Annotated in this window: 20 protein-coding genes, 1 tRNA gene and 1 riboswitch; of the genes, 11 read left to right on the top strand and 10 right to left on the bottom strand. The window is 64.2% G+C overall.

Features of this window, described 5'->3' with window-relative positions:
* Positions 1–6 precede the first annotated feature (6 nt).
* The 9 genes from RP6297_RS15655 to RP6297_RS15615 all read left to right on the top strand — a co-directional run bounded on the left by RP6297_RS15655 (position 7) and on the right by RP6297_RS15615 (position 9,013).
* On the top strand, positions 7–777 hold the full coding sequence (locus RP6297_RS15655; protein WP_009239410.1) for a DUF4390 domain-containing protein: 771 nt from the start codon (positions 7–9) through the stop codon (positions 775–777).
* On the top strand, positions 774–3,245 hold the full coding sequence (locus RP6297_RS15650; protein WP_009239411.1) for a sensor histidine kinase: 2,472 nt from the start codon (positions 774–776) through the stop codon (positions 3,243–3,245). Before RP6297_RS15655 ends, RP6297_RS15650 begins: the two co-directional genes overlap by 4 nt.
* A gap of 36 nt (positions 3,246–3,281) precedes the next feature.
* Positions 3,282–3,995, top strand: a complete 714-nt coding sequence (locus tag RP6297_RS15645) for a response regulator (RefSeq protein ID WP_009239412.1) — start codon at positions 3,282–3,284, stop codon at positions 3,993–3,995.
* 67 nt (positions 3,996–4,062) lie between these two features.
* Positions 4,063–4,138, top strand: a tRNA-Phe gene (locus RP6297_RS15640).
* 286 nt (positions 4,139–4,424) lie between these two features.
* Entirely contained in the window at positions 4,425–4,730 is a 306-nt protein-coding gene (locus RP6297_RS15635; protein ID WP_009239413.1) for a hypothetical protein, read from the top strand.
* Positions 4,731–4,913: 183 nt separating this feature from the next.
* Positions 4,914–5,822, top strand: coding sequence for a MurR/RpiR family transcriptional regulator (locus RP6297_RS15630; protein WP_009239414.1), 909 nt, complete (start codon positions 4,914–4,916; stop codon positions 5,820–5,822).
* 16 nt (positions 5,823–5,838) lie between these two features.
* A complete protein-coding gene (locus RP6297_RS15625; protein ID WP_009239415.1) occupies positions 5,839–7,194 on the top strand; it encodes an aspartate aminotransferase family protein in 1,356 nt (451 codons plus the stop codon).
* The gene (locus RP6297_RS15620; RefSeq protein ID WP_037028779.1) at positions 7,191–8,024 is read left to right on the top strand and encodes a BKACE family enzyme; all 834 of its coding nucleotides are present in this window, start codon (positions 7,191–7,193) and stop codon (positions 8,022–8,024) included. Before RP6297_RS15625 ends, RP6297_RS15620 begins: the two co-directional genes overlap by 4 nt.
* Before the next feature lie 83 nt (positions 8,025–8,107).
* Positions 8,108–9,013, top strand: a complete 906-nt coding sequence (locus RP6297_RS15615) for a glutamate/aspartate ABC transporter substrate-binding protein (RefSeq protein WP_009239417.1) — start codon at positions 8,108–8,110, stop codon at positions 9,011–9,013.
* A 30-nt stretch (positions 9,014–9,043) separates the two neighbouring features.
* Here the strand turns inward: RP6297_RS15615 and RP6297_RS15610 are convergent, their stop codons facing one another.
* The 4 genes from RP6297_RS15610 to RP6297_RS15595 form a co-directional block, all read right to left on the bottom strand.
* Positions 9,044–10,330 carry a multifunctional CCA addition/repair protein gene (locus tag RP6297_RS15610; protein ID WP_009239418.1) on the bottom strand — a complete coding sequence of 429 codons (1,287 nt, stop codon included), beginning with the start codon at positions 10,328–10,330 and terminating at the stop codon, positions 9,044–9,046.
* The gene (locus RP6297_RS15605; RefSeq protein ID WP_009239419.1) at positions 10,327–11,016 is read right to left on the bottom strand and encodes a glutathione S-transferase family protein; all 690 of its coding nucleotides are present in this window, start codon (positions 11,014–11,016) and stop codon (positions 10,327–10,329) included. The genes RP6297_RS15610 and RP6297_RS15605 overlap by 4 nt, the downstream gene beginning before the upstream one ends.
* A 224-nt stretch (positions 11,017–11,240) precedes the next feature.
* Positions 11,241–12,245 (bottom strand): complex I NDUFA9 subunit family protein, encoded by a 1,005-nt coding sequence (locus RP6297_RS15600; RefSeq protein ID WP_009239420.1) that lies wholly within the window; start codon positions 12,243–12,245, stop codon positions 11,241–11,243.
* Positions 12,246–12,428: 183 nt separating this feature from the next.
* Positions 12,429–14,381 (bottom strand): lytic transglycosylase domain-containing protein, encoded by a 1,953-nt coding sequence (locus tag RP6297_RS15595; RefSeq protein ID WP_009239421.1) that lies wholly within the window; start codon positions 14,379–14,381, stop codon positions 12,429–12,431.
* 86 nt (positions 14,382–14,467) lie between these two features.
* Between RP6297_RS15595 and RP6297_RS15590 the strand changes: the two genes are divergently transcribed.
* Together RP6297_RS15590 and RP6297_RS15585 are read left to right on the top strand one after the other, a co-directional pair.
* Complete coding sequence (locus RP6297_RS15590) at positions 14,468–15,061, top strand: 5-formyltetrahydrofolate cyclo-ligase (RefSeq protein WP_009239422.1); 594 nt, start codon at positions 14,468–14,470, stop codon at positions 15,059–15,061.
* Positions 15,062–15,078: 17 nt separating this feature from the next.
* The gene (locus tag RP6297_RS15585; protein WP_009239423.1) at positions 15,079–15,693 is read left to right on the top strand and encodes a pyridoxamine 5'-phosphate oxidase family protein; all 615 of its coding nucleotides are present in this window, start codon (positions 15,079–15,081) and stop codon (positions 15,691–15,693) included.
* Positions 15,694–15,697: 4 nt separating this feature from the next.
* Here the strand turns inward: RP6297_RS15585 and RP6297_RS15580 are convergent, their stop codons facing one another.
* From RP6297_RS15580 to RP6297_RS15555, 6 genes are all read right to left on the bottom strand, one after another.
* Positions 15,698–16,195, bottom strand: coding sequence for a TfoX/Sxy family protein (locus RP6297_RS15580; RefSeq protein ID WP_009239424.1), 498 nt, complete (start codon positions 16,193–16,195; stop codon positions 15,698–15,700).
* Between the two features lie 30 nt (positions 16,196–16,225).
* Positions 16,226–17,056 carry a methylenetetrahydrofolate reductase [NAD(P)H] gene (gene metF, locus RP6297_RS15575; RefSeq protein ID WP_009239425.1) on the bottom strand — a complete coding sequence of 277 codons (831 nt, stop codon included), beginning with the start codon at positions 17,054–17,056 and terminating at the stop codon, positions 16,226–16,228.
* A 10-nt stretch (positions 17,057–17,066) separates the two neighbouring features.
* The gene (locus tag RP6297_RS15570) at positions 17,067–17,411 is read right to left on the bottom strand and encodes a phage holin family protein (RefSeq protein ID WP_004628357.1); all 345 of its coding nucleotides are present in this window, start codon (positions 17,409–17,411) and stop codon (positions 17,067–17,069) included.
* A gap of 55 nt (positions 17,412–17,466) precedes the next feature.
* Positions 17,467–18,891, bottom strand: coding sequence for an adenosylhomocysteinase (ahcY, locus tag RP6297_RS15565; protein ID WP_009239426.1), 1,425 nt, complete (start codon positions 18,889–18,891; stop codon positions 17,467–17,469).
* 108 nt (positions 18,892–18,999) lie between these two features.
* Positions 19,000–19,083: riboswitch (S-adenosyl-L-homocysteine riboswitch) on the bottom strand.
* A gap of 190 nt (positions 19,084–19,273) precedes the next feature.
* Entirely contained in the window at positions 19,274–19,675 is a 402-nt protein-coding gene (locus tag RP6297_RS15560) for a hypothetical protein (RefSeq protein ID WP_125472850.1), read from the bottom strand.
* A 38-nt stretch (positions 19,676–19,713) separates the two neighbouring features.
* Positions 19,714–20,703, bottom strand: a complete 990-nt coding sequence (locus RP6297_RS15555) for a T6SS immunity protein Tli4 family protein (protein ID WP_223293249.1) — start codon at positions 20,701–20,703, stop codon at positions 19,714–19,716.
* Positions 20,704–20,743: the final 40 nt, after the last annotated feature.

Raw genomic sequence — 20,743 nt, 5'->3', positions numbered from 1 at the left:
ACCGTTGTGACTGTCATCCTTCGCCCATCGATCCGGCTGCTGCAAACCCGGTTCCGGCAGATTCTGCAACGGCTGGTCGCGCTGGTCGCATTGGGCATGCTGCTTTGGTGGCCGCTCGCGGCGCCTGCACAGTCCATCGAAATCAACCGGGCACAGCTCGAATACGCCGACGGCGGCTGGAACCTGTCGGCCGATTTCGATTTCGACCTGCCCAGCAACCTCGAAGACGCGGTGAACAAAGGCATCGCGCTCTACTTCCTGGTCGAATTCGAACTGATCCGCCCACGCTGGTATTGGTTTGACGATCACGCCATCAGCGCCACGCGCGTGGTGCGGCTGTCGTATCACCCGCTCACACGCCAGTACCGCGTGTCGACCGGCGGCCTGCAGGTGCCATTCTCGCGACTGAAAGACGCCGTCGACTTCATGCAGCACGTGCGCGGCTGGCGCGTGTTCGAGCAGCGCGCAGTCAAGGCCGGCGAAACCGTGCAGGCCGAAGTGCGCATGCGCCTGGACGTGACGCAGCTGCCCAAGCCGTTCCAGATCAACGCAGTCAATACGCGCGACTGGAATCTCAGCTCCGAGTGGAAGCGCTTCAACCTGCTGGTGCCGAACGAGCCTCCGCCGGCCCCGTCGCCCGCGCCCGCTGCGCCACCGCCCAGCGCACCGGCTTCCACGCCGCCGGCTTCCGGCTCGTCCGGTCTGTCGCCCAATCCGGGCTGGGGGATGAGCGCCGGCCCGTCCAGCTCAGGCACGTTGCTGGCGCCCGCCAAATGATCTTCGATCGCAGCTACAAGCGGCTGCTCTATCAGGTGGTGGCGGGCACCATCGTCTTTCTGGCCATCGTGCTGGTGGGGCTGCTGGCCGCCGCATCGGCCAACACAGAATTCTTCGACCGGTATTTCACGCTGCTCTACAAGGTCAACCTCGTCATCGGGGTGCTGCTCGTGGTGATCATCGGCGGGCTGATGCTGGCGCTCGCGCTGCGCGCGCGGCGCGGCAAGTTCGGCACGCGGCTGATGACCAAGCTGGCGGTGTTCTTTGGCGTGGTGGGCGTCCTGCCCGGCGTGCTGATCTATCTGGTGTCGCTGCAGTTCGTGTCGCGCAGTATCGAGTCGTGGTTCGACGTGAAGGTCGAGTCGGCGCTGGAGGCCGGCCTGAACCTCGGGCGGTCCACCATGGACACGGCGCTAGCCGATCTGCAGAACAAGGGTCGCCTGATTGCCGAGCAGGTGGGCGATGGCTCGGCTTCAGCCACGGCCATCACGCTCAATCGATTGCGCGAGCAGTTTGGCGTGCAGGAGGCGACCATCTTCACGGCCAGCGGGCGCGTGATCGCCACGGCGTCAAACACTTATGACACGCTGGTGCCGAACCTGCCCGACCAGGCTGTGCTGGAGCAGGCCCGCGCGCCGGGCGGCTATGCCAGCCTGGAGGGCGGCAGCGATACGGAAACCGATAGCGCCTCCGCACCCGCCGCCTCGGCACCGGCCGCGCGCAACGGCAGCCGCCGCAGCGATCTGTACCAACTGCATGTCGTGGTGGCGCTGGGTACGTCATCGCGCGAAGAACCGAGCCTCGGGCTGAGCACGCCGGCACGCAAATGGGCCGGCACCGGTTTGCTCGCAGACCGCCGGCCGGAAGATGGCAGCAGCACCTCGCGTGGCTTCGGCCTGATTGGAGAGAGCGGCCGCGAAGAACGCTTCCTGCAGCTCGTGCAGCCGGTGCCGCAGGCGCTTGCCCGCAATGCAGACGCTGTCCAGCGCGCCTACCAGGAATATCAGGAGAAAGCGCTCGGCCGCACGGGCCTGCGCAAGATGTACATCGGCACGCTCACGCTCACGCTGTTCCTGGCGGTGTTCATCGCGGTGATGCTCGCGCTGCTGCTCGGCGCACAGCTGGCACGGCCGCTGCTGATGCTGCTCCAAGGCACGCGCGAAGTGGCCGAAGGCGATCTCTCCCCCAAGCGGGAGCTGCATACGCGTGATGAACTGGGTGTACTCACCCAGCAGTTCAACCAGATGACGCGGCAGTTGGCCGACGCGCGCCGCGCCGTCGAGCAGAATCGCGCGGCACTCGAGCAATCGAAGGCCTATCTTGAGAGCGTGCTGACCAACCTGACTGCGGGCGTCTTCGTGTTCGACCATCGCTTCGTGCTGCTGACTGCCAACCCGGGTGCCGAGCGCATCTTCAAACAGCCCTTCGGCGCGTGGGTCGGCCAGGCGCTGACCAGCATCACGCCGGTGGCCGCCTTCGCGCCGGTGGTCGAACAGGCCTTTGCTGAACAAGACGCCAGCACGGCCGCCGGCGGCGCAGTGGCGCACTGGCAGAAGCAGGTCGAAATTCCGCTCGAAGACGAAGACGAACCCCTCACGCTGCTGGTGCGCGGCACGCGCCTGCCCGGCCCGTCGGTGGGCGCACACGGCACCGAGCGCGGCTACGTGGTGGTGTTCGACGATATTTCCGACGTGATCTCGGCGCAGCGCTCGGTGGCGTGGGGGGAGGTCGCGCGGCGCCTCGCGCACGAGATCAAGAATCCGCTCACGCCCATCCAGCTCTCTGCCGAGCGCCTGGAGATGAAGCTCTCGCCCAAGTTGTCGGACACCGACGCCGAAGTGCTGCGGCGCGGTGCCACCACCATCGTCAACCAAGTGTCGGCGATGAAGCGCATGGTCGATGACTTCCGCGACTACGCCCGCACGCCGCCGGCCATGCTGCAGGACCTGGACCTCAACGCGCTTGCCGCCGAGGTGCTGCACCTGTACGGCATCGATCACCCTGACCGCCGCGACCACCCCGTCATCGAGGCCAAGCTGGGCGCCAATCTGCCGCTCATCAAGGGCGACCCGACGCAACTGCGCCAGGTCATCCACAACCTGCTGCAGAATGCGCAGGACGCCGTGGCCGAGAATGAAGCGGCCGGGCGACCCGCTCCGCATGTCATGTTGCAAACTGACACGGTAGAATACGACGACGCCTCGGGCGCGCGGCGACAGGCCGTGCGGCTTGTGATCGCGGACAACGGCGGCGGGTTTTCTTCCCGCATCCTCAGTCGCGCCTTCGAGCCGTACGTTACGACCAAAGCCAAGGGCACAGGATTGGGCTTGGCCATGGTGAAGAAGATCATGGACGAGCACGGGGCGCGCATCGAATTGCGCAACCGCCAGTCCAGCACAACATCGGGCACATCGGGTACCGACACCGTCGGTGCCCAGGTTTCCATACTGTTCGTAAAACTCGCGTAGCGCGGACGGCAATCCCGCCGCACATAGAGGAAAAGCATGGCCACCATCCTCGTTGTCGACGACGAAATGGGTATCCGGGAGTTGCTCTCCGAAATCCTCGGAGACGAAGGGCACGTTGTTGAAGTCGCCGAGAACGCGCAGCGCGCGCGCGAATACCGCGCGAACGCAACGCCCGACCTCGTCCTGCTCGATATCTGGATGCCGGATACCGACGGCGTGACGCTGCTCAAGGAATGGGCGTCGCAAGGTCTGCTGACCATGCCCGTCATCATGATGTCGGGCCACGCCACCATCGACACCGCCGTCGAGGCGACCAAGATCGGCGCGCTGAATTTCCTTGAGAAGCCCATCGCACTGCAGAAGCTGCTGACGGCGGTGGAGCAGGGCCTGTCGCGCAGCAAGGAAAAGCCACGCTCGGCCACACCGGCTGCCGCTCCGGTGGCGGGACTCGCAGGCGCCATGCCAAACGCCGCCGCAGCAGGTACACCCGCCGCGCTCGAGCGCACCGACATCAATGGCGTACCGACCCGTGCAGCCGAAAGCGGCGGCATGCAGTTCTCGTTCGACATGCCGCTGCGCGAGGCGCGCGACCTGTTTGAGCGCGCGTACTTCGAATACCACCTGCAGCGTGAAGGCGGCAGCATGACGCGCGTGGCAGAAAAGACCGGTCTGGAGCGGACTCACCTGTACCGAAAGCTCAAGCAACTGGGCGTCGAACTCTCCCGCAACAAGGGCGAACCAGCCGCCTGATCATTAAAGTGCCCGGAGGTACTTGACGACAAGGCGCACATCCTGTCATACTTGCCTTTCTTTGCTTGGCCCGGTAGCTCAGTTGGTAGAGCAGCGGATTGAAAATCCGCGTGTCGGTGGTTCGATTCCGCCCCAGGCCACCAAAATTCTTCGCTCTTCAAGATCGATCGATTTTGCAGAGCAACAAAAAAGACCTCCTCGCGAGGTCTTTTTTCATTCCTGCGGCGCCATTCGCAGGTGCCCGCCCTCTCCCTTTTGCCGCTCCAGCCGCCGATCTGCGGCGCAGTGTCGCACTCACAAAAAATGTACCCACACCTCTTGACGCAGCGCAGCTCAGGGTATACCTAGCGGCGCAAACTGCGCCAAACTGTCGCAGGTCTCGGTATAGTGACTCAACGCTATCAAACGGCAAGCACAAGGAGATTCTCCATGGCACTCGTTGGCACCGGTCACCACCACTTCCATTTCCACGCTTTCGACGGCATCAGCCGCAAGACGCGGTTGACGTGGTTGCGCAATGCCGCAGCGCTGATGTGTTTGATGGCCCTCGTCGCGGCCATGTGGGTGGGCGGCAATCTGTCAGCGTTGATGCATACGCCGCTCATGAGCGGGATCTCGTCGCTGGGCGCGGTGATGATTCTTGCCTGTACGAGCATGGCGCTGAGCCTGATTGGCCTGATCGGGGCTGGGTTCTTCCAGCTCCGCATGGAGCAGGTCGACGCACCGGCAACCTGAGACACGCGCGCATCACACGCACAACGGAGGCCTCGGCCTCCGTTTTTGTTTGCCCGCCACGGCCGCACGCCTTGAGATGCGGCCGTTTTATTTTTTGCGCACCGCCGCCAAGGTGAATTCGGTATTGACTCAACTGTTTCAAATAAGTAGTTTACGAAACAGTTGAATCACCACGATCACCTCATGACGTTCGATGGGCTCATGCAGACGCTGCGCGACCGCGCGGCCGATCTGTCCCCGCAATTGCAACGCGCCGCCATGTTGCTTGAGACGCACCAGCGCGACATCGCGCTGCTCTCGATGCGGGACCTGGCGCGCCGCTGCGACCTGCCGCCGGCCACGTTCTCGCGCCTGGCACGCGCGCTGGGCTTTGATGACTTTGCCGCCCTGCGCGACATCTGCGTGAACCACCTGCGCCAACAGGCCGATGGCTTTGCCGGCCGCGCCAGCGCGTTGCAGGGCGACGATGCGGCAGGCGCATCAGACGCCGAGCGCATCGGCATGGCCATCGGTGCGCATGTGCAATCGGCGTTTTCGCCGGCCAACCTGGCGGCGCTCGACACCGTGGCCGCCGCCCTCTGCAGGGCGCGCCGCGTCTTTTTGCTGGGCGCGCGCAGCTGCCTGGCGCTAACGCATGCGTTCGGCTATGCCGCCCAGCTGTTCGACGAGAAAGTCACGTTGTGCGCTGGCAGCGGCAATACGCTGGCCGACCCGCTGCGCTTTTGCGGCGAGGGCGACATTGTGGTGGCTGTCACCTTTGATCCCTACACGCGCGAAGTCATCGAGGCGATGCAGTACGCGCATGCGCGCGGGGCGCGCCTCGTGTACGTGACCGACAGCGCCATCGCCCCCGGCGCTGAGCTGGCGTGGCAACACCTCATCGCGCCTGTCGCCATTCCGTCGTTCTTCCATTCGCTGGCCGCACCGATGGCGCTGCTCGACGCGCTGCTGATGACGTGGTTCCGCCACGCCGGCCCAACGGCGCTCGCCCACCTGGCCGACAGCGACGCCCAGCTCAAGCAACAAGCCGCCTACGTGCGCAGCGCCCGCCGCAGAGAAGTGGCTGTCGCCGTGCCGCCCACCCAACGTTGACCGTTCCCGATCGCCCATGACACCGTCCGCCACCTCCGTCTTCCACCGCGACCCACGCAAGACGCTGCCCACCGCTGTCGGCGGCGATGGCATGACCCTCATCGACTCCGACGGCAAGCGCTATCTCGACGCCTGCGGCGGTGCCGCCGTTTCGTGTCTCGGCCACGGCCACCCGCGCGTGTTGGACGCCATCTGCAAGCAGGTGCGCGCGCTGGCTTATGCGCACACGTCTTTCTTCACGACGGACGCGGCCGAAGAACTGGCCGCACGCCTGGCCGCTGCGGCACCGGGCGATCTGGACCACGTGTACTTCGTCTCCGGCGGTTCGGAAGCGATTGAAGCGGCGCTGAAACTCGCACGCCAATACTTCGTTGAGATCGGCCAGCCGCAGCGCCAGTACTTCATCGCACGGCGCCAGAGCTATCACGGCAACACGCTGGGCGCACTGGCGATTGGCGGTAACGCATGGCGCCGGGAACCCTTCCTGCCGCTGCTGGTGCCTGCCCACCATGTATCCCCTTGCTATGCGTATCGCGAGCGCCTGGATGGCGAGAGCGACGCGCAATACGTGCAGCGCCTGGCCGATGAACTGGACGCGAAGATCGTCGAACTCGGCACGGAGAACGTTGCGGCCTTCGTCGCCGAGACGGTGGTGGGCGCCACGGCCGGCGCGGTGCCGCCGGTGGGTGACTACTTCCGCAAGATCCGCACGGTGTGCGATCGCCACGGCGTGCTGCTGTTGCTCGATGAGGTGATGTCCGGCATGGGGCGCACCGGCTACCTGTTCGCCTGCGAAGAAGATGGCGTGGTGCCGGACATGGTCGCCATTGCCAAGGGCCTGGGCGGCGGGTATCAGCCGATCGGCGCGACGCTGGTGAATCGCCGCATTGTCGACGCGATCACGAAAGGCAGCGGCTTCTTCCAGCATGGCCACACTTACATTGGCCATGCGACGGCGTGCGCGGCGGCGCTGGAAGTGCAGAAGGTGATCGAAGAAGAGAACCTGCTTGCCAACGTGCAGGCGCGTGGCGAGCAACTGCGGGCTGCGCTGCGTGCACGCTTTGCCGACCACGCACACGTAGGCGACGTACGCGGGCGCGGGCTGTTCGTCGGCGTGGAGCTGGTGGCGGATCGCGCAACCAAGGCGCCGCTGGCACCTGCATGCAAGACGCACGCACGCGTGAAGGCCGAAGCGATGCAGCGCGGCCTGATGGTGTATCCGATGGGCGGCACGATTGACGGCCGGCGCGGCGACCACATCCTGCTGGCGCCGCCGTTCATCGCCACCGCTCAGGACATCGACGCCATCGTCGAACGCTTGGGCGATGCGGTTGATGCCGCCACCACCAAGGCGCTGGAGGCCGCGTGGTGACCCGGCCCATCGCCATCGCCGTTGCGCCCAACGGTGCGCGCAAGACGCACGCCGATCATCCCGCACTGCCGCTCACGCCCGACGAACTGGCCGCCTGCGCACGCCAATGCGTGGATGCCGGCGCCGCGATGCTGCATCTGCATGTGCGCCGCGCCGACGGCACGCATAGCCTGGAGCCTGACGACTACCGTCCGGCCATCGCCGCCGTGCAACGAGCCGTGGGCGATGCTCTGGTGATTCAGATCACCACCGAGGCCGTTGGCATCTACACGCCCGAACAGCAGATGGCATCGGTGCGTGCGCTGCAGCCTGAAGCGATTTCCGCCGCGCTGCGCGAACTGGCACCGGATGCCGCGCACGACGCGCAAGCCGCGCGTTTCTTTGGTGAGCTTGCCGCCGCGCGCACGGCGATCCAGTACATCCTCTATTCCGCTGACGACGTGATGCGCTACCGCGACCTGCGCACACGCGGCGTGCTGCCCGACACGCCGCACTGGGTGCTGTTCGTGCTCGGCCGCTACAGCACCGGCCAGCGCTCCGATCCGTCCGACCTGTTGCCCTTCCTGCAAGCGTGGACCGACGGCGGTGCCATCACCGCCAACGTGCCTTGGGCGATGTGTGCGTTCGGCCCGCGTGAAGCCGAATGCGCGCTCAGCGCAGCGCTGCTCGGCGGCCATGCGCGCCTGGGGTTCGAAAACAACATGGCGCTGCCCGACGGCAGCACGGCGCCCGACAACGCGGCGCTCGTCCGCAACCTGCGGCGGCATCTCGACGCGCTGCACCTGCCGCTGGCCAGCGCGGCAGAGTTGCGCAACTGGTTCGGCCGTTAAGACGCACCGCATTCATCGCCACGAAGTCAAAGCACAGACGGCCGCAACACAACAGGCCGCGCACCACAAACATTGGAGGAAAGATGCGTTTGACCACCCGCTGTATCCGAACCTTCCCGCTGGCACTGGCCAGCCTGCTCGCGATCGGCGCGCACGCGCAGGCGCTGGACGGCACGCTGAAGAAAATCCAGGACAGCAACACGATCCTGATCGGCGTGCGCGAATCGTCGATTCCGTTTTCTTACCGCGACAGCAAGAACGAGATCGTCGGTTTCTCGGCAGACCTCTGCTCGCGCGTGATCGACGCCGTCAAGAAGAAGACGGGCAAGCCCAACCTGGACATCAAGCACATTCCGGTGACGTCGCAGAACCGGACATCGCTGGTGCAGAACGGCTCGGTGGACCTCGAGTGCGGCGTGACCACGCACCTGAAATCACGCGAGCAGCAGACCGCTTTTTCGACGACCTTCTTCATTGCCGGTACGCGCCTGCTGACCAACGTGAAATCGGGCGTGAAGGATTTTCCCGACCTGGCGGGCAAGTCGGTGATCACCAACGCGGGCACGACGTCGGAACGCATCCTGCGCAGGATGAACGACGAGAAGAAGATGAACATGAACGTGATCAGCGGCAAGGATTACGGTGAATCGTTCCTCACGCTGCAGAGCGGCCGCGTGGCGGCGTTCATGATGGATGACGTGCTGCTGGCAGGCGCGCGCACGCTGGCGCAGAAGCCGGACGACTGGGTCGTGACCGGCACGCCGCAGTCGTTCGAAGCCTACGGCTTCATGCTGCGCCGCGACGACCCGCAGTTCAAGAAGCTGGTGGACGACACCATGACCGGCGTGATGAAGAGCGGCGAAATCAAGGCGCTCTACGCCAAGTGGTTCGAAAAGCCGGTGCCGCCCAAGAACCTGAACTTCAACTTCCCGATGAACGATCAGTTGAAGGCGCTGTACGCCAACCCGAACGACAACCCGTGCGAGTGAGCGGCCGCGCGGCCGGCTCTGGGTGCCAAGCTAGACGCCGGCCTGCGCGACGGCCTCGATGCGGGCCTGATGCACGGCTTGTTTGATGTGCGCCGGGCTGTCGGCATGGCGCTTGGCGACGGCGCCCGCGTCGATGGATGATGCGGCCTCCAGCGCGCGCAGTAGACGCGCCGTCTGCGGATAGCTGCGGTCTTCAAACCCGAGACGACCACGCGCATCGGCCTCGCACGCCTGCAGGGCCTGACGAAAACGATCGGGCTTGCGCAGGGCGTCGCAACGCTCAAGCAGGCGTACCAGCGCTGCCGCATCAAAGCCATCGCAGCGGTGAATGTTGCCGTGCTCGCGCGCCACCACCAGGGCGAGCTCGCGGCACTCTGTCGGCACACGCAGGCGCTGGCAGACGGCTTCGATCAGCGGCACGCTGCGCCCTTCGTGGCCGATGTGGCGCGGCAAGATGTCGTCGGGGGTGGTGCCCTTACCGAGGTCATGCACCAGCGCGGCAAAGCGTACCGGCAGCGACGTCGCCATCGCAGCAGCGGTTTCGATCACCATCATGGTGTGCACGCCGGTATCGACTTCGGGGTGGTAGTCGGCGCGCTGCGGCACGCCCCACAGCCGGTCAAGTTCGGGCAGCAGGCGCACCAGCGCACCGCAGTCACGCAGCACGGCAAACATGCGCTGCGGATGCGCCTCCATCAGGCCTCGGGCAATTTCCTGCCACACCCGCTCGGGCACCAGCGCATCGACTTCGCCGGCCTGCACCATGCGCTGCATCAGCGCGTTGGTTTCGGGTGCGACATGAAAATCGGCAAAGCGCGCAGCAAACCGCGCCAGTCGCAGGATGCGCACCGGGTCCTCCATGAACGCATCGGATACATGCCGGAACGCGCGCGAGGCCAGATCAGCCTGCCCTCCATACGGATCGATGACGGGACCAACCAGCGCGCCGTCTTCCGCCACGCGCTGCGCCATCGCGTTGATGGTCAGGTCGCGGCGGATGAGGTCGTCTTCGAGCGTGACGTCCGGCGCGTAGTAGACCGAGAAGCCCTTGTAGCCGGCAGCCGTCTTGCGCTCGGTGCGGGCGAGCGCGTATTCGGCATGCGTAGCGGGGTGCAGGAACACCGGGAAATCCTTGCCGACGGCACGAAAGCCCCGTGCCTCCATGGCTTCGGGCGTGGCCCCGACCACAACGTAATCCCGGTCCTGCACCGGCAGCCCGAGCAGCGCGTCACGAATGGCACCGCCCACGGCATACACATCCAGCCCGTGCGTGGCTGGATCGACGATGGCTTCCGTCTGTGATGCGCGTTCCGTCATTGATTGGCGGCAACCAGCGTGTCTTCGTCCGGCGCAGTGCGGTACGGCTCGTCGTCGGCGAGGAAGTCATGCTCGGCGCGCGCACCGTCGATCCATTCCTGCATGGCGGGCAGGTTGAGGATGTAATCGGCGTAGGCCTTGGCAGCCTCGGGCAGACGCACACCGTACGTGGCGAAGCGGCTGACCACCGGTGCGTAGAACGCATCGGCGACCGTGAAGTGACCGAACAGGAACGGGCCTTCGGCTGCGTACTTCTGGCGCAGCTCGGTCCACATGGCGGCAATGCGATCGATGTCGCGCTGCACGGCCACGTTCCAACCCATGCCCGGCAGCACGGCCGTCACATTCATCGGCATGTTGTTGCGCAGGTTGGTGAAGCCGCTGTGCATTTCAGCGCAGATCGAGCGGGCGTGCGCGCGGGCCTTCGGGTCAGCCGGCCACAGTTGCGCGCGCGGAAAGCGCTCGGCCAGCGTCTCGCAGATGGCGAGCGAATCCCACACGTTCATGTCGCCGTCCACCAAGACCGGCACGCGGCCGGCGGGCGAATGACGCGCCACGTCGGCGGCAAAGGTCTCGCTCAGCAGGCGCACGCGGATCTCTTCGAACGGAATGCCGGCCTGCTTGGCGAGCAGCCACGGGCGTAGCGACCACGACGAATAGTTCTTGTTGCCGATGACCAGTTTCATGATTCCCGTCCTTGGAGAGTGCACTGCAATTATTGTGGGAGCCCGCCAGCATCGCGCGGGAATGCCGGGCGCTCTAGTTGTGTTGTATCGGAAGCGGCGAGCGGCAGCGCGAAGGCGAACGAACCATTCTAGCCTTGCGCTGCACCGCCACAAAATGAAACGCATTGGCCACGGTTGTGAAGCACATTCACAAACGAGGCAAATGCGCCGCGTTTTCGTGGCGGCTAGCGATGGACCCGCGTACGTGCAGCACGCAATCCGCGGTCCGGCCCAAAGCCGGCCAGGGCCGGCAGCATCACGGCCTCCATGCCGAGCGGGTGGATGCCGAGTTCGGGCGCGACCGGTTCCATGCTGACGTTGTCCACGCGCATGGAGTCGAGGTTGTCACGCGAGATCGGTGCGCCCGGCAGATGCTCGAGCAGCGCAGCCTGCATGCGGCCCAGGCCTTCGGGAAGCGGCACGATCCAGCGCGGGTGGCCGCTGGCACGTCCTGCAAAGCGCATCAGTTCGGCCAACGTATAGACGCGCGGCCCGACCAGCGGGTAAGCATGCCGGATCGTCGCCGGCTTCTTGAGCGCATTGATGAACGCGGCGGCCACGTCGTCCACGTACACGGGCTGGAAGCGCGCATCGGCACAGGCCAGCGGCACAAACGGCGCCATGCGCTGCATGCTCGCGAACAGATTCAGGAAGTGGTCCTGCGGCCCGAACACTACCGACGGGCGGAATACCGTCCAGTCAAGCTCGCTGTTCATGACCACGCGTTCGCCGTCGCCCTTGCTGCGCAGGTACATCGATGGGCCGGCCGGGTCGGCGCCCAGCGCGCTCATGTGCAGCAGCCGGTTCACGCCATGGCGTCGGCATGCGGCGACGATGCGGCGGGGCAGGTCGACATGCACGCGCTGGAAGTTCGGCCCGTACGGCATCTCGCGCGTATCCTGCAGCACGCCGACGAGGTTGATGACCGCGCAGTGCTCGGCGCCGCGCTCGGTCAGCGCCAGGAACAGCGCGTCGAGGGCATCGTCGGCGTAGATGTCGGCGTCCATCACGTCCACCCGCGGCAGCAGCGTGAGGTTGTGCGCGCGGGCCGACTCGGGATCGCGCGTCGGCACGATCATCCGGCCCTCTGGAAGGCCGGGCGCGGAAAACGTCTCCGTCACCAGCCGGGACAGCAACTGCGAACCGATAAAACCGGTACCGCCAAAGATGAGCAGATTGGAGGGCTGCATGGAGGCATCTCCAAGACGGGTGGGGGGCAACACCACAATACATCCCGAACGGGATTGCCCCCAAGGTATGTCGATGCGGCGTGCCGCAACCCACACTTCTGTGCGCAAACCAGCGCCTGCATCCCAGAAAAAACGCCCGCGTTGCGGCGGGCGTCGGCTGACAGCGGAACAGCGATCCGGCGTTTATGGCAGGTCGTCCGGCGTGACCGATTCAGGCACCACCTTGCCCAGGCGGTCCTTCAGCGATTGCGGCCGACCGGTCAGCAGTGCGCTGTAGTACGTCGCGTTCGACAGCACGTTTTTCACATAGGTGCGGGTCTCGTTGAACGGAATCGTCTCGGCGAAGATCGCGCCTTCCACCGGCCGCGTGAGCGTCGAGCGCCAGCGTTTCGGGCGGCCTGGGCCGGCGTTGTAGCCCGCGGTCGCCAGCGTGACCGAACTGTCCAGGTTGGTCAGGATCATCGACAGGTAGGCCGTACCCAGCAGCACGTTGGTATCGATGTCGCTCATCTGCGAAACGCGGAACCCCGGCAGGCCAATCTTCTTGGCAATGTGCTTGGCGGTTTCCGGCATCACCTGCATCAGGCCCGATGCACCCACCGACGAACGGGCATCCATGATGAAGCGCGACTCCTGGCGGATCAGGCCGTAGGCCCAGGCAATGTCCAACCCCACGGCATCGGCGTTGCGCTGGACCACATTGAGATACGGCGTCGGGAAGCGCAGCGAGAAATCGTGCTCAGTCTTGGTCTTGTCCGCCGAATTGACGGTGCGATCCAGCAGGCCGAGCTTGCGGCCATATTCGGCTGCGGCCAGCAACTCGCGGTCGCTCATGTTGCGCAGCTCCCAGTTCCACTCGCGGTTGCCTTCGAAGCGCAGATTCAGGTCGTACAGCTTCTTGGCACGCCCAAAGCCCGGGTGGTTGCGGCCCATCACGTCGATCTCGGCGTCGGCCACGGTCGTGCGGGGCGGCACGGTGATGCGCTGGCCGAGTTCTTCCTGCGCCAACTGACCATAGAAGTTGAACTGGCCGGCAATCGACTGGAACTGCTGGCGAGCTTCATCGTTGCGATTGTCGGCCTTGAGCGCACGGCCATACCAGTACGTCCAGGCGGGGTCTCGATCGCGCAGGCTGGGACGCATTTTTTCAACGGCCTGACGCACCATCTTCCAATCCCCCGCGCGCAGGGCCGCGCGCACGCGCCACTCCTGCGACTCGTCGGAGAGGTAGGCATCGCCGCCGAGCGTCAGCTGGCGACGGTAGGCGTCCAGCGCATCCGGCGTCTGCTTCTTGGCGGCGTACTGGCCGATGACGCCCCAGCCCGCGCCTTGCTCTTCGCGCGACAGGCTGCCGGTTTGCGCCAGCAGATACGCCGTCGCCTGCGACGGATCGTTGCGCGCCATGCGCGTCACGTTGGCCAGCGTGTCGTTGTCCACGCGATCGCCGTCCGGGAGCACCACCGCAATGCGCGACGCCTGCGTGACAAGGTTCTGCTCCAGCGACAGCCGCGCCGCCCACGCCACATCCGCACGGGTGAACTGGTTGGACTGCGCCAGATAGCCGATCAGGTCGACACAGCCTTCGCCGTAGCCCTTGGGATCCGACAGCGTGTTGCGCGCGTCGGCGGCTACGTTCTGGCCCTTCATCGCGCGCGAGAGCAGGGCATAGCACTCGACCTGCGTGTCGTCCTTCAGCACGAAGTTCGGGTACTCGGCGTCGAAGGTCGCCCAATCTCGCTTCTTGCCCAGCACGAGCAGCCAGTCGTTGCGCAACCGGTCGGCAATCGCCTCGCCCTTGTAGCGTTGCAGGAACGAGCGGATCTCGTCTTCCGGCGCGTCGGCGCGGGCATAGCCGCTGGCATCGTACAGCTGGGGCTTGATGCGGAAATACTGCACGTACGACTGGATCGGGTAATCGGCGAGGCTGTCCGCCAGATCCCAGCTGCGCGACACATCGTTGCGGCGCGCCGCGTTGCGCAACTCGACAAATGCATCGTCCGGATTGGCCGGAATGCCTTGCGGCGCCTGCCGCTTGGCGGCCATCGCCAGCGGCGTCGGGCCGACCACGCTCATGCCCACCACGCCCGCAAAAGCCAGCGCGACCGCGCGATATACTGCCTTGGCCTTCAATGTCATCTCCTGCCCCATCCAATCACTGTTAGGTCTGCCGAATTATCCCACGCTAGCCTTAGCGCCAATCCACCGGCGAGAGGCCACATCCAATGAGCACGCACGATCCGGCCAATCCCACCACGCCAATCGAATCGCGCCGCACGCTGCGCACCATGTTGCTCGATGCGCGCGCCGCGCTGCCGGACCGCATTGCCCACGATGCCGCGCTGGCGCATCACCTGGCCGAGGTGCTGAACGCACTGCCCGTCAAACGCCTGGCCGCCTACTGGCCAACGCAGGGAGAGTTCGATGCGTTGACCGTGCTGGGCCACTGGTTGGCGGCCGACGCCACGCGCCATGCACTGCTGCCTGTAGTGACTGACAAATTCTCGCCCTTGCAGTTTCGGCGATGGACGCCCGATTGTGAAATGACGCCCGGCGCGTACAACATCCCCATCCCCCGCTCGGGCGAGATGGAAACGCCCGATGCCTTGCTGATCCCGTGCGTGGGCTTTGACGCGCAGCGCTACCGGATCGGCTACGGCGGCGGCTTCTACGACCGCACGCTCGCTGCGCTGCATGCCGCCGGACACCGCCCCCGCACGATTGGCGTGGCATACGAAGTGAACCGCGTGGAATCCATCGCACCGCAATCGCACGACATCGCGATGGACTGCATCGTCACCGAGCGCGGCGTGTTTTAACCCTGCACAGGAAGCCCATGTTCCACACGCTGAAAACCGTTGCCGACCTTGAAGCCGTGTATGGCGCGCCGAACCCGCGCTCGCTGCTCAAGGAGATCGACCATCTGAACGCCGACTACCGCGCGTTCGTGGAGGCTTCGCCGTTCATCGTGCTGTCTTCGGTGGGCGCGCAGGGCACGGATGCTTCACCGAAGGGCGATGCGCCGGGCTTCGTACGCATCCTCAACGAACGCCTGCTGGCGATTCCCGATCGGCCCGGCAACAATCGCATCGACAACCTGCGCAACATCGTCGAAGACGGCCGCGTGTCGGTGCTCTTCATCGTGCCGGGCGTGGGTGAAACTTTGCGCGTGAACGGCACGGCCACCATCTCGGCCGATCCGGAGTTGCTCACGTCATTTGCGGTGCAGGGCAGGCTGCCGCGCAGCGTGATCCCCGTGCAGATGCAGACGGTGTATTTCCACTGTTCGAAGGCGCTGCTGCGCTCAAAGCTTTGGGAACGCGGCGCACAGGAAAACAAACCGGCCGTGCCCACCGCAGGCAAGATCCTGCAGCACATCAGCGGTGGTGCATTTGATGGCGACGCCTATGATCGCGAATTGTCCGAGCGCCTGAAGACCACGCTGTACTGAGCGTTTAGCGCTTGGCGGCTTTCTTTGCTGCGGCCTTCCTGGCAGGCACTTTCTTGGCGGCCGCCTTTTTGGCTGCCGTTGTCTTTGTTGCCTTGGGCACATTAGGCGCCTTGGCAGTCTTCGCTGCTGCGCGCTTCGGCTTGGCCGCCTTGGCATTGGCATCACGCAGCGCGGCTTCAATGGCCAGCCGCGCCCAGTCGCGCAATGGCTGTCCACCGTCGAGCGCCTCTGCCGGCGTGCTCAGGTAGCTCGTCATGCTGATGGTGCGGCCGTTGCGCTCGTAGCTGAACGGCGTGCATTTTTCAGCGAGAAAACGTTCGCGCGTGAGGTTGTCCACGCGCAGGTAAGACGTGCCGCGCAGCACGAGCGCAAACACGATGTCGTCGTAGTACAGCGCCGCACCGCTGAACATGCGGCGGGCGCGGATCTCGCCGATCTGTGCGGCGAGCGGCCGGAGTTCGTCAAGCAACCAGGCGATCAGCGGATCGGGTGCGGCCGCCATGACGATCTCCTTTGCCTTGCACTATCCGCGTTACAAGCCCAGACGCTGCCAGATCGCCCGCGTAGAGCCGGCGGCATTGAGCGTGTAGAAATGCAGGCCCGGCGCGCCGCCCTGCAGCAGGCGGTCACACATGGCCGTCACCACGTCCAGGCCGAAGGCGCGGATCGATTCACGGTCGTCGCCAAAGCCTTCAAGGCGCTTGGCGATCCAGCGCGGCACTTCCGCACCGCACATCTCGGAAAAGCGCATGAGCTGCGACGAATTCGTGATCGGCATGATGCCGGGCACGATGGGCACGTCCACGCCGAGCTTGCGTGCGTCGTCGACAAACTGGAAATACGCGTCGGCGTTGAAGAAGTATTGCGTGATGGCGGAGTCCGCACCGGCCTTCACCTTGCGGGCGAAGTTCTCCAGGTCGAGCCGCGCCGAGCGCGACTGCGGGTGGTATTCCGGATACGCCGCCACTTCGATGTGGAATGCCTCGCCGGTTTCCTGGCGGATGAATTCGACCAGTTCGTTGGCGAAGCGGAATTCACCGATCTCGCCCATGCCAGAGGGCATGTCGCCGCGCAGCGCGACGATGCGGCGGATGCCGTGCTCACGATACGTGTTGAGAATGCCGCGGATGCTCTCGCGCGACGAACCCACGCACGACAGGTGCGGCGCCGCCTCGATGCCTTCGCGCTGGATTTCCACCACGGCGTCGAGCGTGCCCTGTTGCGTGGTGCCGCCCGCGCCGAACGTCACGGAGATGAAGCGCGGCTTGAGCGGCGAGAGCTGGGCGCGCGTGTTGCGCAGCTTCTCGGCGCCTTCCGCCGTCTTGGGCGGGAAGAATTCGAAACTGAATTGACGGTCTTGCATGACAGAAACCTTAAGCCTCGCGCAGCAGCAAGCTCGAGAGCAGCCACGAGATCACGCTGTACAGGATGGAGCCCAGCAGCGCCGCGCCAAAGCTGGCCACCTGAAAGCCCGCCAGCAGGTTGCCGACAAACAGAAACAGCAGCGCGTTGATGATGAAGATGAACAGCCCGAGCGTGAGCAGCGTCACCGGCAGGGTGAGGATCACCAGGATCGGGCGGATCAGCGTGTTGACCAGACCCAGCACCAGCGCTGCGATCAGCGCGGAGCCGAAGCCATTCACGTGAATGCCTTTGAGCAGGTAAGCGACAAGAAGCAACGCCAGCGCGTTGATGACCCAGACAGCGAGCAGTCTCATGGAGCAGTCCTCGGTGATAGCGCCGGCGGCGGGGAATGCCGCCGGCAGGTACGGCTTAGTAGCGGTAATGGTCAGCCTTGTACGGGCCTTCCTTGCTTACGCCAATGTACGCAGCTTGCTGGTCGGTCAGCTCGGTCAGTTGCGCGTTCAGCTTCTTCAGCTGCAGGCGCGCGACCTTCTCGTCCAGGTGCTTGGGCAGCGTGTACACGCCCACCGGGTACTTGTTCGAGCCCTTCACCGCTTCCGTCCACAGCTCGATCTGCGCGATGGTCTGGTTGGCAAACGAGCTGCTCATCACGTACGACGGGTGGCCCGTGGCGCAACCCAGGTTCACCAGGCGGCCCTTGGCCAGAATGATGATCTTCTTGCCGTCGGGGAAGATCACGTGATCGACCTGCGGCTTGATCTCTTCCCACTGGTACTTCTCGACGGACGCGATGTCGATCTCGTTGTCGAAGTGGCCGATGTTGCAGACGATGGCCTGGTCCTTCATCTTGGCCATGTGATCGTGCGTGATGACGTGGTAGTTGCCCGTGCAGGTCACGAAGATGTCGCCGTGCTCGGCGGCGTAGTCCATCGTGACCACGCGGTAGCCTTCCATGGCGGCCTGCAGCGCGCAGATCGGGTCGATCTCCGTCACCCACACTTGCGCCGACAGTGCGCGCAGTGCCTGTGCCGAGCCCTTGCCCACGTCGCCGTAGCCGGCCACGATCGCCACCTTGCCGGCGATCATCACGTCGGTGGCGCGCTTGATGCCGTCGACCAGCGATTCACGGCAGCCGTACAGGTTGTCGAACTTGCTCTTGGTGACCGAGTCGTTGACGTTGATGGCCGGGAAGCGCAGTTCGCCGCGCTGGGCCATCTGGTACAGGCGGTGCACGCCCGTGGTGGTTTCTTCGGTCACGCCCTTGATGGCGTCGAGGTTGCGGCTGTAGAACGTTGCGTCCTTGGCCAGCTTTTCCTTGATGGCGGCAAACAGGAAGGTTTCTTCTTCGCTGCCCGGATTGGCAAGGACGGAGGCGTCCTTCTCGGCCTTGGCGCCCAGATGCAGCAGCAGCGTTGCGTCGCCGCCGTCGTCCAGGATCATATTGGGGGTGCCGCCGTCGGCCCATTCGAAGATGCGGTGGGTGAAGTCCCAGTATTCCTGGAGCGACTCGCCCTTGAACGCAAACACCGGCGTGCCCGTTGCGGCAATCGCGGCGGCAGCGTGGTCCTGCGTCGAGAAGATGTTGCACGAGGCCCAGCGCACGTCGGCGCCGAGTGCCTTGAGCGTCTCGATCAGCACGGCGGTCTGGATCGTCATGTGCAGCGAGCCGGCAATGCGCGCGCCCTTGAGCGGCTGGCTCGCGGCAAATTCCTCGCGAATCGCCATCAGACCGGGCATTTCGGTCTCGGCGATGGCGATTTCCTTGCGGCCCCAGTCGGCCAGCTTGATGTCGGCGACGAGGTAGTCGTGTTTCAGATCGGTGACAGCGTTCATTGGATCACTCCGAAAAAGAGGGGTGACCGCACGCGGGGAGATGACCACTGAGACGGGGCCCGTGCTGGGGCCCCGGATAGAAGCGTTCTCGCCATCGTGTCAGCCACGATACTGCGAGCGCCGTTTGAACTTCCGAGCCTGGCGGCCGCCCCGTCTGAACTTGGGCCGGTCGTTGCAACGCTCCTCGGAATGGGATGGATTGTAGCGGATTTGGGTGGGGAACTTCTACCGAGTCGATTGCGATTTTCAGGGGCAAAGTGCCTATGCCATCACGAAATTACTGACAGGCCCCACCGCCCGGCTCCTCACATGTCCCAGCGGGCTTATCGTTTACAGCAGTGTCCCAGCACTCACCTGACGACGGTGTACGCACCATTCCTCATCAAAAGCCGAACCCACAGCGAGGATGCGATTGCACGACGAACGCCATCAAGTAGCCACCAACAAACAAGCCAACAGGAACTGCAGCGCCCATACCAATCACTGAAGTCCCTCGGCGAAGAAGCATGTATGGCTCAATTGAGAATGATGCCAAAATCGCTGCCAAAATTCCCAGTACGGCCACAGCTGAAACCCAAGGAACTGCAATCACAAAGATGATCATGAGGGCGAGCGCGTACCCCCACCCGTCGGATCCGCATCCGAATGAATAATAGCCAGCGATTGCAACCCACACCGCAAACATCAGCGCCAGCGGAAGGAATATCGCCCATTTAATACGATGAAACATATCGGTATCGCAAAAACGTCTTAAAGATAATTCTCCGATTTCCGGTCGAGGCATGCGAATTTTCGTCTGCGGCAACTGCCCACACGAACGCCTCAGCGTTTGGTCATGGCTTTGCCTGATGGACCAACCGCTCCCGGTCTCACCCGGATTGAATTCACGATCTTGTCCCACAGGCGCACCGCGTCGTCGTTGTTCAGCGAGGTGCTGACGTATTCGCCCGTGTTGAGCTGGCCGCCAGTGCTCATGCGCATTTGCATGCTTGGTTGCTCATAGGCAGGAAGATCACGCCAGGTTTCGACTACAAATAGCTGCTGCTTGACCTTCTGCTCGGTAAAGTCATGCAGCGATTCTTCTGCCTGCATTCCCGCCACTTGTCGGATACCTTTTCGCAGGGTATGAAACCCCGCCCAAAACCCCGCTGGCGCACCCGCCATTCGCTCTGCGGCCCGCGCGTGCAACCCCTCATCTTGCTCAGTCAGTGCTTCTGTGTAGATATCGAAGCCCACGTCCTTGTGGAAGGAGCTGCCAAACTCGAATTTGCCGCGCTCGTCGTCGTGTTTGTCATTGAGCACAACGCCGTCGACACAAAAGCCCGGCCCCGCACTTTCTGCGTTGATATAGGCGCGCGTGTTGGCAGCGAGATTCTTTAGGCGAGATTCGACTACTTCGGCAGTTTCCCCATCTTCGCCATACATGCCCCCAATGGGATAAATCGCTGCCCCGAAAACAACATACCGAATACCATCAGCAAGCAGATGTAGCTCGCTCACGAAAACGTCGCCCAACTGCGCACTTTCGTACCGTCGGATCAGCACGCCGTTCTCACCAACCGGCCTGGAAGACACTAGCATCGGCGCCTTGGTCTTCTCGTTCAATTTCGCACGCAACTCGTCTTGGCGCTCACGCACGGCCTGCTCAAATTTTTCCCGCAAAAGCGTCGGCTCGACTTCCGGTTGCCGTTGCTCGGGAACGATCACGTCAACGGTTCTGAAGTTCTTGTCCAGCCCATAAAAGAGCTTGACGTAACCACCCGGCAGGCTATCGGGATACTGACGAATCTCTTCAGGCAGGTCGATCAACATGCGGCCTACACAGTGAGTCTTAAAAGGTTGGTTTAGGTCC

The sequence above is a fragment of the Ralstonia pickettii genome, assembly GCF_016466415.2.
GTDB classification, from domain to species: domain Bacteria; phylum Pseudomonadota; class Gammaproteobacteria; order Burkholderiales; family Burkholderiaceae; genus Ralstonia; species Ralstonia pickettii.
The sequence above is the reverse complement of the archived record's forward strand: the minus strand, read 5'-3'. Positions and strand labels throughout refer to the sequence as shown.